This window comes from Edaphobacter acidisoli, from assembly GCF_014642855.1.
Lineage (GTDB): Bacteria > Acidobacteriota > Terriglobia > Terriglobales > Acidobacteriaceae > Edaphobacter > Edaphobacter acidisoli.
The window spans coordinates 1,382,400-1,395,064 of record NZ_BMJB01000001.1; the positions used below are offsets into that span (position 1 = coordinate 1,382,400).

Below are 12,665 nucleotides of genomic sequence, written 5' to 3' on the forward strand. Positions count from 1 at the left end.
TTGTGTCGCGCCGTCACTCTGGCGGGCGCGAAAAAAGCGCAACCCGGCGTGGCCACTATCTGGCCGCCAGACTGCGCTCGTTGAAAATTGAATGTTGTGGCATGGATCCATCGTCGCCGAAGCTCGAAACCAGGCAGCACAACACTGGGCCCGCCATTGTCAGCGACTCCAGCCACAAGACCCGCTTAGGTCTTGCACGAAGTTCGCCGCCAGATAAGGTCGGGCCATGTGTGCTTCCATGCTGTAACGGTGCTCCGGACAGGATGCTCGGGGTTACTTGCGGATTCCCAGTTTGCCGATGACCTCACGATACCGGTCAGCGTCATTCCGCTTCAGGTAGTCGAGCAGACGGCGACGCTTGCTCACCAGCATCAGCAAGCCGCGGCGCGATCCGTGGTCCTTCTTGTGTTCCTTGAAGTGCTCGGTCAACTGTCCGATGCGCTCGCTCAAAATGGCGATCTGCACCTCCGGACTTCCCGTGTCCGAATCATGCGTGCGAAATTTTTCAATAATGTCGGTCTTCTTGGCGGGTGCTAGCACAGCGGTTCCTACTCCTGATCTCTTCTAATCACTCTCGTGTTCTAACTAGAATAGCATCGCTTCCGCGCACACGGCAATAAATCCAGACGCAAACATTTCCAGCACAATCAAACATTTGCGCCTCATCGTTGAACACCGCAGGCATACCATCTCACCTTGAATTGCCATCCTGTGCGAAGCCGCAGAACGAGCTGACAGTCAGCTCTTTCGCTAACTTGCTAACTCGCTGACTCTTCACCCCACATTCGTCCGCAAAAACTCAAGCGTCCGCTCCCGCGCCAGCTTCGCCGCCGCCTCACGATACTTCGCCGGGTCCGCGGCGCGGTTGAACGCATGGTCCGCGCCCTTGTAAATAAACACCTCCACCTCAGGATGCGCCTTCTTCACCGGCTCCACCTGCTCCGGCCCAATATGCGAGTCATCGGCGCCAATATGAATCATCACCGGGCAGCTCGGCTCCTCCGACGCATACTTCCCAATTCCGCCGGGGTAGTAGCACACGCAGCAGGCCGGCTGCACCTTCAGCGTCTCGCCGCGCGTCGCCGTCACCCAGCTCATCAACCCGCCATAGCAATACCCAATCACGCCAATCGCATTACCAACCGTCTTCCTGGCAAACTCAAACGCCGCCGCAACGTCCTTCATCTGCACCTCAGGATTGAGCTTCCCATAAAGCTCATACGCCTTCTTCGAATCCTCGCCCGTATACTGCAACTCCAACCCACGCTCAAACCGGTCAAACAACGCCGGAGCGACCACCAGATACCCATCCTTCGCATACCCATCCGCCACACCGCGAATATGCGAATTGATCCCGAAGATCTCCTGCACCAGCACCACCGCACCCCTCGGCGCGCCCGCAGGATGCGCAACGTACGCCTCCAGCTCATGCCCATCCACAGCCGTTAACTTCACCCGCTCGCTCATCGTTCCATCCTCTCTTTGCTAGTCTCCATCTCTACTGCCCAACCAACGCCGTTGCCGTTGTCTTTGCTGTTGTCGTTGCCTTGCCGTTGTCTTTGCCTTTGCCGTTGCTGTTGTCGTTGTCATTATTCCTGAGATAGGCCCGGACTTCAGTCCGGGCACACCAGCCAAAAAAAAACAGGGGCTTTAGCCCCTGGGACTACTCCCTCCGCTCCGGCTCCGCATACTGCTTCATCTCGCCGGTCCAACGCAGAAACCGCATCACCTGCCGCTTCTCTTTCCAGAACATCTCCCAGAAATCCTTCAGCTCCACCGACTCAGCCCACTTCCCCGAGTAAGTCTCCAGCCGCCAGCGCAGGTACTTGCTCCGCCACGGCCGCAGTCGATCGCCCCGCGTCGCGTTCCACAAAAATCGAATGCTCTCAATCATCTCCAAACCAGTATAAGAGGCGCACGAAGGCGGCAATGAAATCCCCGTTCCATTCAGATGCAGGATTTTAGGTAAAGAGGTGCAACGCAGAGATCACACCCTACGATGGCTGCTGCATCCGCTGCCCCGGCGCAACCGGCGGCGCGCCTATCTGCGGATTGCTCTGCGGATTACCCTGCTGCGGCGGCCCCATCGTCGGCCCCGTCTGCGACGCCGGCAGGTCCACATCCGGTGCACTTGGCGGCGCAGGAATCGGCTGTGCTGTAGGCTGCTTGTCCGTGCTGTTCGGGAACTGCACCTTGCCCTCGCCGCCAGCCGGAATCGGCTCACCCGGCTTGCGCAACGTGGGCGGGGCCTGCCGCCCTGAGCCCGGCTGCTGATCGCCCAGCGAAATCTCCCGCGTCGGCGGTCCAGGATTGTATCCGCCCATCTCATCCTGATCGTGAACCTCAAGCGGCTTGCCCAGCGCCGCAATCTCCACGCGCGTCACACGATCTCCCTGAAACCGGATGAAGCGCACCGTCTGCGGCACATGCCCGTATATCCAATCCTCATGTATCGGAGCATTCGGATCGCCATTCTCATGTTCGCGGACTTTGTTCTCCGGCTCGCCCAGCGCCGCCAGCACCATGCGCTGGTTCATCCCCACCAACACCTTGTGCTCTTCAATCGAAGTCTTCACCAGCGGCGGCAGCGTATCCGCGTATGCCTCCGCCGAGTTCTTCACCCCAAAATCAATCACCGGCGCCAGCAACGACTTCACCTCTGGAGCCGAAATCGCAGGAATATATCCCGGAAAGACCAGCGTAATCCGCGACCCCGTCGCCTGGTCCATGATCGTCTGTCCCACTACATTGCTGTCGTTCAGTTGAACGTGCCGCAGAAAACGGTGCTTCACATAAGGCCCGCCGTTCAGGTCCAGAATGATGCGGTCACCCTTGAACTCCATGCTGGTAATCATCACGCGGCCGCCCAACTCAACCGCCTGCCCCTTCGTGTAGAGCAGTTGCCTGTACTCAGTCGGCCCCGGCGACAACGGCCCATTCGCATCCAGCTTCATCGCCGCCGTCACCGGCAGCGCTATATGCGCGAAGCCCTGCTCATCTTCCAGATTGCGAACCAGCTCTCTCCGTCCAAGCTCCGTCAGCTTGTCTTTCGAGAGAGGAACATGCGTGGGAGTAAAGCTCGTCTTGATTCCATCCGTAGCGGACGCTTCGCCCACAACAAACACCTGAGCCCTCGCCGCAGTTGCGCTGAGAGCCAGCACCACAACCACCAGAGACCATGTGCGCAGTGCCATACAAGCACCTCACGGATACCAACAGCTTGCGCCTTCTCTTCTCTTTTGACAAGTGCCCGCCAGCCACACTCAGTCAATTAAGTTTCATGCCATGCGTTCGCTCTCATATTTCCCGGGTGCCTCAAGACGCAGCGGCGGGGGTAGGGTCTACTTCGTCTCATCCGTCGGCGGAGGCCCACTTGGCGCAGGCAGAATCTGCACCAGCCCACCCGGCCTCGCCTGCTCTTCCATCGCCGCATGCACCGCAGGAGGCTTCGCCTCCATCGGATACCCGCCCGGCACCGGAGCCTCATACGTGTAGTGCCACGCATAGTCACGCGTCGCCCGCACCAGCACCGCCATCGCGACCACCAGCACCACCCCCGTCAGCAACGCAGCCTCCGGCCCGTAATCGCCGCCCGTCAGCCACTCACGCCCAATCGCCCGCGTCTGCACCACGGTCGAAAACGTCACCAGCCCGCTCACCGGAAGCCCGAACAGCACTCCCATGCTCGCGTTCCACCCAAAATGCAGCCCCCACGGCAGCCACAACCCACGCGTCCGCAGCCACGCAATCGAAAGCAGCACGCCCGCCAGCATCGTAATCAGCGTGCTGATCCACGTAGCATCGGGGTTCAGCAGATGCATCGCGCCAAACAGAAACGCCATGACGATCGTCGCCTTCACCGGCCCGATCGCTTCAATCAAACGCCTGAAAGGAAATCCTCGAAACGCAACCTCTTCGGCCAGCGCCGCGGCGGCCAGCGTCAACAGGTTGATGATCGCCAGCTCATACGAACGAAACCCCGTCCAGAACCGCACATGCAACGCTCCAGCCAGCGCCATCGGCAGCACCGCCACTGCGACCGCTCCCCAGCCAATCGCAGCGCCAACGGCCCACTCCCTGCGCGAAGTCGCACGCCGCGGCAACCCCAGCACCTCTCGCGCAGTCGCGGAGCCAAGTGAAATCGCCTGCAGCAACGAAAATCCCACCCACAGCAAAAACACGAAGAAGAGCGCACTCAGCAGATATCGCTCCGCTCCCATGTCGAATGCCATCGAGATGCCGCTGGCCGCGCGCGCCGCCAGCCCCTGCGCCGCCAGCACCCACGCCACCGACGTGATGAACAGCGCAAACTGAAACACGCGCCCCGTACGCTCCCGTGGTGTCGAATCAAACGCCTGCAAGTATCGCCGCTCCAGGACAGCGCACGAAGCATTGTGTCTTATCGCTTCGAGTGCGCCGCTTTATTTTGTCCACTCCCGCATCGCCCGCAATATCTCGGTCTGTCATTCTGACCGTGAGCAACGCGAAGCGAAGAACCCCCGCATTTTGCTCGGAGCCGCAACCATCCTGCCCCCTGCAACAACTAAACGACGTTATAAAACTGCGCTATATTGCGGAACTTCCTGTACCGCCGCTCCAGCAGCTCATCGAGCGAAAGCGCCCGCAGCTCGCCCATGTGATAGCGCAGCTTCTCATCCACAATCGCCATCGCCGCTGCCGGATCGTTGTGCGAGCCGCCCTCAGGCTCAGGCAACACGTCGTCCACGCAGCCGAGCTGCCGCACGCTGTCCGCCGTGTACTTCAGGGCCGACGCGGCATGCTGCTTCTTCCCCGCGTCCTTCCACATAATCGACGCGCATCCCTCCGGCGAGATCACCGAATAGATCGCGTTCTCGAGCATCAACACCTTGTCCGCCACGGCCAACGCCAGAGCGCCGCCCGAGCCGCCCTCGCCCGTAATCGTCGCAATCGTCGGCACTCGCAGCCGCGACATCTCTAGCAGGTTCCGCGCAATCGCCTCGCCCTGCCCGCGCTCCTCTGCGCCAATCCCCGGGTTCGCGCCCGCAAGATCAATGAACGTAAAGATCGGCCGCCCAAACTTCTCAGCAATCTTCATCGCACGCATCGCCTTGCGATAGCCCTCGGGATCGGGGCTGCCAAACTTGCGCGCCACACGCTCCTTCAGCGTGCGGCCCTTCAGGTTGCCGACCACCATCACCGGCTCGCCATGAAAATACGCCATGCCGCAGCTCATGGCCGCGTCGTCGCCAAACGCGCGGTCGCCGTGGATCTCGCTGAAGTCGGTAAACAGTGCCTCGATAAAGTCCATCGGATAAGGGCGCTGCGGGTGCCGCGCCAGCTCCGTCTTGACCCACGCCTCGGGAGGCGGTTCCTCGACGTGCTGGGAATGAGTATGTCTGCCTGCTTCGTGTTCAGCCATAATTATCGTATAGAGTCGTTCGTGCACCTACGATTGTACCGGCATTTCCCGATTGAGGTCAGACGCTTCCACTCAAAAGCATCGGCATCCGCTCCGATGAAAGCTGTCATCCTTCGCCGCAGCCGGAGGACCTGCTTTGCATCTCCATTTCGTAGACACTTTTGCTTTTGCACAGCGAAGCGGAGGAATCTGCTGTTCCTTCACCCGCCACAAACGTACGGGTGCCCCATCCATCGCGGCTTCATGCGATGGGTGGGAAAGCAAACACTCGCTCACCCATCGTCCATCACTCCATCACCCGCACACTCCCTCGCCCCACCAGCTCCTCCACGCGATCAATAAACAACCGGTCCGCCGCCACTGTCACTCCCTGCGGCTCCAGCACCGCACAGAACTCCCCCGGCTCCTCCAGGTCCAGCAGCAGCTTCCCCTTACCCGGAGCCCCCGCCAGAATTGCATGCAGCTTCTCCAGCAGCGCCGTATCCGGCGAGTGCAGCGGCACCTTGATCCGCAGCGCATCCGGCAGCTTGATCTTCACATCCTCCAGCGCCTGAATCGCCGACACCGCCAGCTTCGGAGCCGAATCCTCCTCACCCCGCAACGCCCCACGCACCAGCACCGGCACATCGATCTTCAGCTTCTCCGCCAGCTTCTCGTAGCTCTGCGGAAACACAATCAACTCAATCTTGCCCGTCGTATCTTCCAAACCAGCCTGCGCATAAAGCTCGCCCGACCGCTTCGACTTCGCCACCTTCAGCCCCGTAATCACGCCGGCAATCTGAATCTCATTCTGCGGCTCCTCGCCACGCCGCCGAAACGTCTGCGGCTCAGGCTTCATCTCGCACGCCGTAGCCGTATCGACCACCTTCAAATTCCGCAGCTTCTCCCGATACTTATCCATCGGATGCCCCGACACAAAGAACCCAAGCACCTCTTTCTCGTGCTGCAACCGCGTATGCTCGTCCCAGTCCGCAACGCTCGGCAACGCATCATCCTGCGCGCCCGCCGCCGGACCTGCATCGTCAAAGATCCCAAACAACCCGCTCTGCCCCGCGGCCTCGTCCTTTTGAGCCTTCTGCGCGCGCTCCATCGCCTTATCGAGAGCCACGGTCAGTTGCCCACGCCCGCCAAAGCTATCCATCGCGCCAGCCTTAATCAGCGACTCGATCACGCGCTTGTTCATCAGCCGCAGATCGACCTTCTCGCAGAACTCCCACAGGCTCTTGAACCCCTGCCGCCCCTCCGCCTGCAGCGCCGCACGCGCCGCAATAATCGACTCAATCGCGTTGTGCCCGACGTTCTTGATCGCGGCCAGCCCAAACCCAATCGCATCACCCACCGGCGTGAAGTTCGCAAACGACGCCTGTACATTCGGCGGCACGACGGCGATGTTCATCTCGCGGCATTCGGAAATATATTTGACGACATTCTCCGGCTTCGAGGTTTCACTCGTCAGCAGCGCCGCCATAAACTCCACCGGATAATGCGTCTTCAGCCAGGCCGTGTGATACGCCAGCAGCGCATAAGCCGCCGAGTGCGACTTGTTAAACCCGTACCCCGCAAACTGCTCCATCAAATCAAACAGCGCCCCGGCCCTGTCCTTCGCAAATCCCTTCGCAACCGCGCCGGCCATAAACGTATCGCGCTGCTTCGCCATCTCCGCAGGGTCTTTCTTACCCATCGCGCGCCGCAACAAGTCCGCGCCGCCCAGCGAATATCCGCCAATCACCGAGCTGATCTGCATCACCTGCTCCTGATACACAATCACGCCCAGCGTCTCACGCAGAATCGGCTCCAGCTCCGGAAACATATACTCCACCGCCCGCCGGCCCCACTTCCGCTCAATGAAGTCATCAATCATGCCGCCCTGAATCGGCCCCGGCCGATACAGCGCATTCAAAGCGGTCAGGTCTTCCACCGTCGTCGGCTTATACCGCCGCAACACATCCCGCATCCCGCCCGACTCAAACTGAAACACGCCCGAGGTCAGCGCGCGATGAAACACCTGCTCATACGTCTTCTCGTCATCCAGCGGCACCGTAGCCATATCCAGCGCCTCGCCGCGATTCTGCTGAATCAGCTTCAAGCAGTCATCGATCACCGTCAGCGTCGTCAGGCCCAGAAAGTCCATCTTCAGCAGGCCCATCTTCTCGACGGCCTTCATGTCATACGCCGTGACGACAGCATCGTCCTTCGTGCGCGTCACCGGCACCAGCTCCGTCAGCGGCTCCGGAGCGATCACCACGCCCGCCGCGTGAACGCCCGCCCCGCGAATCAATCCCTCCAGCCTGATCGCGGCATCGATCACTTCCTTCACCTTCGCGTCGCCGTCATAAGCTTGCCCCAGCATCGGCGAATCCTTCATCGCCTGCTCAATCGTGATTCCAATCGTCGTCGGAATCATCTTCGCAATGCGGTCCACCTCGCCGTACGGCATATCCAGCGCGCGTCCTACGTCCTTGATCGCAGCCTTCGCCGCCATCGTATTGAACGTAATGATCTGCGCCACTTGGTCTTCACCGTACTTGCGCTTGACGTAATCAATCACCTCGCCGCGCCGGTTCATGCAGAAGTCGATATCGATATCCGGCATCGACACGCGCTCCGGATTCAGAAACCGCTCAAACAGCAGCTCATTCTGCAGCGGGTCAATGTCCGTGATCTCCATCACGTACGCCACCAGCGACCCCGCCGCCGAACCACGCCCCGGCCCTACCGGAATCCCCTGCTCCTTCGCATACCGGATGAAGTCCCACACGATCATGAAGTAGCCCGGAAACTTCATCTGCTTAATGCAATCGAGCTCCCGCTCCAGCCGCGCATGGTAGTCCGCAACCGACTTCCGCCGCAGCCCGCGCGACTCCAGGTGCGCCACAGCCGTCTCCAGCCGCTTCTTCAAACCCTCCCGGCACACGTGCTCGAAGTAGCTTTCAAGCGTGTAACCCTCCGGCACCTCAAACACCGGAAACGAGTTCTTCACCTTCGACATCTTCAGATTGCAGCGGTCAACAAACTGCATCGTCCGCGTGCAGACCTCAGGGTTTTCCGCAAACGTCCGATGCATCTCCTCCGCACTCTTGATGTAAAACTCCTGCGTGTCGAACTTGAACCGGTTCGGATCGTTCATCGACCCGGCCGTCTGCACGCACAGCAAAATCTCATGCGCCTTGCTGTCGTCATTCGCCACATAGTGGCTATCGTTCGTCGCAATCAGCGGAATATCCAGTTCGCGTTCCAGCTTGAAGAGCGCGTCGCAAACACCTTTATCCGGTTGCAACCCGTGGTCCTGAATCTCAAGAAAATAATTCCCCTTGCCAAACAGGTCCTGATAAAACCCAGCCGTCTTCTTCGCCTCTTCGTACTTGCCCGCCATCAGGTACTGATTCAGCTCACCCGCAAGGCATCCGGAAAAACCGATCAACCCCTCCGTATGCTTCGCCAGAAACTCCTTCGACACCCTCGGCTTGCGATAAAACCCATGCAGCGCCGCCTCGCTCGTCAGCCGCACCAGGTTGCGATAGCCCTCTTCGCTCTCAGCCAGCACAAGAAAGTGGTTATACCCATCGGCCAGCTCACGATGGTTCGCTGTCTTTGAGATGTAAAGCTCGCACCCCAGAATCGGCTTCAGGTTCTTCTTCTGCATCGCATCGAAGAAGTGCACCGCGCCAAAGATATTGCCATGGTCGGTAATGGCCGCCGCCGTCTGGCCAATCTTGCTGACGTGCGCCGCCAGCTTGTCCACATCGCAGGCCCCGTCGAGTAGTGAATAATCCGAATGAAGATGAAGATGGGTAAACTCAGCCGCCATAACCCCCAGTGTAGAACCGCACGGCAGAGGAAAACGCGGTACGAAATTACCTGCCGCTCTCGAGTGGCGGCAGCCGCTTTCTCGTTTTGTCCTCTATCTCCCGTACCATGAAGAAGTGGCATCCACCGGGCCCATCGCCGTGCAGTCGCCAGCCTCCGCTCCGGCAAGCCGCACACACGAGGTCGGCATACAAACCGACAAGTGGCTCCGATGGATGATCTCCATCGCCGTCATGACCGCCGCCATGATGGAGCTGGTCGACACCTCCGCCGTCAACGTCAGCCTTCCCTACATCGCCGGCAACCTCTCCGCATCCGTCGACGAAGCCACCTGGGTGCTGACCTCGTACCTCGTCGCCAACGCCATCATCCTCCCACTCTCCGGCTGGCTGTCGAACCACTTCGGGCGCCGCCGCCTGGTCATGATGAGCATCGTCGGATTCACCGTATCCAGCATCCTCTGCGGCCTCGCGCCAACGTTGCCCGCGCTCATCTTCTTCCGCGTGCTGCAAGGAGCGTCAGGAGGCTCGCTCCAGCCCACCACCCGCGCCATCATGCTCGAAGCCTTTCCCCGCGAACAGCGCGGCCAGGCGATGGCCTTCTGGGGATTCGGCATCGTCATCGCGCCCATCGTCGCACCTGTGCTGGGCGGCTGGCTCACCACCGACTTCTCATGGCGCTGGATCTTCTTCGTCAACATACCCATCAGCCTGCTCAGCCTCTTTCTCGTGTGGACCTACGTCTTCGACCCGCCCTACATTCGCCGCGCAACCAGCCGCATCGACTACTGGGGCATCGGCCTGCTCGCCATCGGCATCGCCGCGCTCCAGATCGTCTTCGACAAAGGCCAGGAAGACGACTGGTTCGGCTCCCACTTCATCGTCACGATGAGCATCATCGCCGTCGTCGCGCTCGTAGCCTTCACCCTCTGGGAGCTGCACACAAAAGACGCCGTCGTGCACTTCCACCTCTTCCGCTACCGCACCTTCGCCACCGGAACCTGCCTTTCGATGGTTCTCTTCTTCTCGCTCTACGGCAGCATCGTCCTGCTACCGCTCTTCATGCAGGAACTCCTCGGCTTCCCGGCCATCACCGCAGGCGCATGGAATGCGCCCCGAGGCATCGCCACCCTCGCCATGATGCCTGTCGCCGCCTGGGTCATCGGCCGACGCTGGGACATGCGCGCCCTCCTGAGCTTCGGCCTCGCCATGTCAGCCATCGGCGCGCTCATGTTCTCGTACCTGAATATGAACGCAGGCACCTGGAGCTTCTTCTGGCCTGAAGTAGTCATGGGCGCCGGACTCTCTTTCATGTTCGTCCCTCTGGCAACCATCACGGTCGACCCCATCCCGCAACAGGAGATGGGCTACGCAACCAGCCTCATTGCCCTTGCCCGCAACCTCGGTGCCGGCATCGGCATCTCCGTCTTCGCGGCATTCGAGGCGCGGCGCGAACAACTCCACCAGCTCCGCCTGTCCTCCACGATGACCGAAGAGCAAGGCCTGCCCGCCCGCATGGTCCAGCAGCTCGGGACCTATCTGAGCCATCACACCGGAAGCACCTCAGGAGCAGCGCACGGAGCAACAGCCATGCTCTATCAACGCCTGCTCGAACACGCCGCCGCGCTCAGCTACCTTGACGGCTTCCGTGTCATGGCCATCGTCATGTTCCTCACCATCCCCTTCGTCTGGATCATGAAGAAGCCGGTCTTCCACTCCCCAAAGAGCAGCGGAGAGTAAGGAAGCTCTGATTCAATCGCAGCCTTGGAGGAGCGTAGCCGGGTGCCCCAGGTCTCGATTTTGAGACCTGGGCTCATTCGCGCAAGGCGCGAACCGTTTTCTCGACCACGGTACGGGTGCCACGTCTCGCTTTTGAGACGTGGGCTCTCCGAACACCGATTGCATCCAATCCACGTTTGCGCTAAAAGCTAAAGCCAGGAGCCCAAACGCACCATGAGCAATCCTCTCGGCTTCATCCGCACCCAGCTCCACCGTCACACCGTCCACAAGCTGATTGAGCAGGCTCACGCCTGGCCCACCGCCACCGGCGAAGTCAATCACTGGCAAGTCACAGCCGCCGACGAGAGCGAGCTCACCGGAGCAACCCCCAACCAGATCGAAGCCCGCTTCCACTTCAGCGTCAACGGCGAGTACTACGGCGGCTACTTCCGCAGCGTAGCCATGGGAGTCCACCAATCCGAAACCCTCGCCAAAGGAGCGCCAACGGTCAAAGTCCGCTACGACCCCACCAGCCCGGACACCAACATCGTCCTCCCCGAAGACAACGCCGAAAACCTGCCCTTCCGCATCTCCACCGGTGCATAAAAACTGCGCCGGACCCGCCACTCCTACCTGTCATTCTGAGCGCAGCAGCCTGCCCTGAGCGAAGTCGAATGGGAAGAATCTGCTTTTCACTCGTTTTCCCGTATCAAATAAAAGCCGTCATCCTGAGCGAAGCGACCACAGGGAGCGGAGTCGAAGGACCCCGATGCCGCCCAACTCCCCCATAGCCTCGAACCCCTTCCCCATGAAGCATTGCTCACCACATTGTCAACCCCTTCCAACTCATTCCAAACCACTTCCACTTGGCGGTTTAGTTTCTCAAACCTGCTAAACTTAAAACAGTAGAGACAAGCAAGCCCCTGAGGGATATCCCCAGGGGCTTACCCTTTTGAAATGAAGACTTTGGTACCTAAGTACGGGGAGGGGGTACCAACCCGAAGGTATCCGCCAGCCACCCGCGCATCTCCTCCTGCATCAACCCCAGCTTCGCGCCCGGCGACTCCGCCGTCCCCTGGAAGAAGTGGTCGGCCCCGGCAATCCACCGCAGCCGCTTCGGCTCCGGGGCCGTCGCGAAGATCCGCTCCATCACCTCCCGCGGCCCGTACTGGTCATGGTCGCCGCTCACAAACAACTTCGGCTGCCCGCACTGCGGCAGAAACCGGTAGTGGTAATCCCGCCCCTCCGCGTGGACCGGAACCCCTAACCCAATCAACCCCTTCACCCGCCCATCCGGACAACACGCCCGCAACCCCACCGACGACCCAAACGAAAACCCGCAGAAGAGCATCGGCAAACCAAACCGTCCATCCAGCCAATCGAGCGCCGCACGAACATCGTCCTGCTCGCCGCGCCCCTCGTCGTGGACACCTTCACTCAACCCCACACCGCGAAAATTAAACCGCAGCACCGGCAGCCCAACCGACGCCAGCGCCTTCATCGCGTGGTACACCACCTTGTTGTGCATCGTCCCGCCACCCGCCGGATGCGGATGGCACACCAGCGCGGCAAACCGAGCGTCCACATGCCCGGTATTCAATAACGCCTCCAGCCGCCCCGCCGGACCGCGAAGATCTTCGATGGATTGAATGGAAGCAGCAGGAACAATCGAACTCATCGTTCCAAGTTTATCGCCGCACGCAGCCGGAACACGCAACCCGTATCGTATTCTGGAAGAA

10 protein-coding genes are annotated in these 12,665 nt (G+C 60.4%); 2 read left to right on the top strand and 8 right to left on the bottom strand.

The features are described from left to right. Nucleotides 1–273: 273 nt before the first annotated feature. From rpsO to dnaE, 7 genes are all read right to left on the bottom strand, one after another. Entirely contained in the window at nt 274–540 is a 267-nt protein-coding gene (gene rpsO / locus IEX36_RS05615) for a 30S ribosomal protein S15 (protein WP_188758290.1), read from the bottom strand. A 234-nt stretch (nt 541–774) separates the two neighbouring features. Further along, the gene (locus IEX36_RS05620; RefSeq protein WP_188758291.1) at nt 775–1,467 is read right to left on the bottom strand and encodes a dienelactone hydrolase family protein; all 693 of its coding nucleotides are present in this window, start codon (nt 1,465–1,467) and stop codon (nt 775–777) included. 196 nt (nt 1,468–1,663) lie between these two features. After that, nucleotides 1,664–1,894, bottom strand: a complete 231-nt coding sequence (locus IEX36_RS05625; protein WP_188758292.1) for a hypothetical protein — start codon at nt 1,892–1,894, stop codon at nt 1,664–1,666. 100 nt (nt 1,895–1,994) lie between these two features. Further along, nucleotides 1,995–3,194: a hypothetical protein gene (locus IEX36_RS05630; protein ID WP_188758293.1), complete on the bottom strand. Its 1,200-nt coding sequence runs from the start codon at nt 3,192–3,194 to the stop codon at nt 1,995–1,997. A 147-nt stretch (nt 3,195–3,341) separates the two neighbouring features. Next, entirely contained in the window at nt 3,342–4,361 is a 1,020-nt protein-coding gene (locus IEX36_RS05635; RefSeq protein ID WP_188758294.1) for a CPBP family intramembrane glutamic endopeptidase, read from the bottom strand. 182 nt (nt 4,362–4,543) lie between these two features. Then, nucleotides 4,544–5,401, bottom strand: coding sequence for an acetyl-CoA carboxylase carboxyltransferase subunit alpha (locus tag IEX36_RS05640; protein WP_188758295.1), 858 nt, complete (start codon nt 5,399–5,401; stop codon nt 4,544–4,546). 286 nt (nt 5,402–5,687) lie between these two features. Beyond that, nucleotides 5,688–9,209, bottom strand: coding sequence for a DNA polymerase III subunit alpha (gene dnaE, locus IEX36_RS05645; protein WP_188758296.1), 3,522 nt, complete (start codon nt 9,207–9,209; stop codon nt 5,688–5,690). Nucleotides 9,210–9,324: 115 nt separating this feature from the next. Between dnaE and IEX36_RS05650 the strand changes: the two genes are divergently transcribed. After that, nucleotides 9,325–10,947 carry a DHA2 family efflux MFS transporter permease subunit gene (locus IEX36_RS05650; protein WP_229668740.1) on the top strand — a complete coding sequence of 541 codons (1,623 nt, stop codon included), beginning with the start codon at nt 9,325–9,327 and terminating at the stop codon, nt 10,945–10,947. A 213-nt stretch (nt 10,948–11,160) separates the two neighbouring features. Further along, a complete protein-coding gene (locus tag IEX36_RS05655; protein WP_188758297.1) occupies nt 11,161–11,532 on the top strand; it encodes a DUF3592 domain-containing protein in 372 nt (123 codons plus the stop codon). A 367-nt stretch (nt 11,533–11,899) separates the two neighbouring features. Here IEX36_RS05655 and IEX36_RS05660 read toward each other — a convergent pair whose 3' ends face one another. Further along, nucleotides 11,900–12,604 carry an alpha/beta hydrolase gene (locus tag IEX36_RS05660; protein WP_188758298.1) on the bottom strand — a complete coding sequence of 235 codons (705 nt, stop codon included), beginning with the start codon at nt 12,602–12,604 and terminating at the stop codon, nt 11,900–11,902. Nucleotides 12,605–12,665 lie beyond the last annotated feature (61 nt).

Bases quoted from the DNA above. Each gene is read 5' to 3' on its own strand.
- IEX36_RS05620 (WP_188758291.1), bottom strand. From the start codon at position 1,467: ATGAGCGAGCGGGTGAAGTTAACGGCTGTGGATGGGCATGAGCTGGAG.
- IEX36_RS05625 (WP_188758292.1), bottom strand. From the start codon at position 1,894: ATGATTGAGAGCATTCGATTTTTGTGGAACGCGACGCGGGGCGATCGA.
- IEX36_RS05630 (WP_188758293.1), bottom strand. From the start codon at position 3,194: ATGGCACTGCGCACATGGTCTCTGGTGGTTGTGGTGCTGGCTCTCAGC.
- IEX36_RS05640 (WP_188758295.1), bottom strand. From the start codon at position 5,401: ATGGCTGAACACGAAGCAGGCAGACATACTCATTCCCAGCACGTCGAG.
- dnaE (WP_188758296.1), bottom strand. From the start codon at position 9,209: ATGGCGGCTGAGTTTACCCATCTTCATCTTCATTCGGATTATTCACTA.
- IEX36_RS05655 (WP_188758297.1), top strand. From the start codon at position 11,161: ATGAGCAATCCTCTCGGCTTCATCCGCACCCAGCTCCACCGTCACACC.
- IEX36_RS05660 (WP_188758298.1), bottom strand. From the start codon at position 12,604: ATGAGTTCGATTGTTCCTGCTGCTTCCATTCAATCCATCGAAGATCTT.